We start from the raw sequence: 827 nt of genomic DNA, 5'->3' as shown, positions 1-827 counted from the left end.
CCCCCACGACGACTCCCGCTCCCACCGCCACCGCGCCTGCCGAGGACCTCTCGTTCACCGACGAACTCGCCCGCACCGGAATCGGCACCGAACACCTCGTCCTCGCCGCCGTCTCCGTCCTCCTCGTCACCACCGGCACCCTGCTGCTGGCCCGGAGGCGCCGCTAGCGCGGCCCCGCGCTTCTGCGACGATCTCCCCGTGGACTACCCGAACGACCAGGCCCCCGGCGCCCCCGTCCGCTCCGGCATCCCGGAGCACGGCCGCATCCCCAAGTACTACGCGGTCAAGGCGCAAATCGCCGTGCTCGTCGACGAGTTGGGGGAGGGCGGCCTGATCCCCACGGAGCGCGACCTGTCCGAGCGGTACGAGGTCGCCCGCGAGACCGTGCGGCAGGCGTTGCGCGAACTCGTGCTGGAGGGCAGGCTGCGCCGGCAGGGCCGCGGCACGGTCGTCGCGGGTCCCAAACTGGAGCAGCCGCTGTCCCTGGCCAGCTACACCGAGGGCGTACGGCGGCAGGGGCGCACCCCGGGCCGCAGCCTCGTCACGCTCGACCGCTTCCCCTGCACCGACGCGCTCGCCGCCGAAACCGGCCTGACCCGCGGCGAACCCGTCTGGCACCTGGAGCGCGTCCTGCTCGCCGACGACGAGCGGGTCGGCCTCGAAAGCACCTATGTCTCCGTCGCCCGAGTCCCGCACCTGGACACGGACTTCGAGCCCGACTCCTCCTTCTACGGCTACCTGGGCGCCCGCGGCATCCACTTCGGCGACGCCGACGAACGCATCGAGACCGTGCTCGCCACCCCACGCGAGGCCCTCCTCATCGGCAC

At 72.9% G+C, this 827-nt stretch carries 2 protein-coding genes; both read left to right on the top strand.

Annotated features, from left to right (window positions below; genetic code table 11):
* A partial coding sequence (locus ACNFOC_RS54770) for an LPXTG cell wall anchor domain-containing protein (protein ID WP_416966367.1) occupies nucleotides 1–167 on the top strand: 167 nt, incomplete at its 5' end.
* Nucleotides 168–198: 31 nt separating this feature from the next.
* Nucleotides 199–827: GntR family transcriptional regulator (locus ACNFOC_RS54765; RefSeq protein ID WP_416966366.1), on the top strand; the 629-nt coding region annotated here is incomplete at its 3' end.

Origin of the sequence: Streptomyces colwelliae (assembly GCF_048158785.1) — a bacterium.
GTDB lineage: Bacteria > Actinomycetota > Actinomycetes > Streptomycetales > Streptomycetaceae > Streptomyces.
The sequence above is the reverse complement of the archived record's forward strand: the minus strand, read 5'-3'. Positions and strand labels throughout refer to the sequence as shown.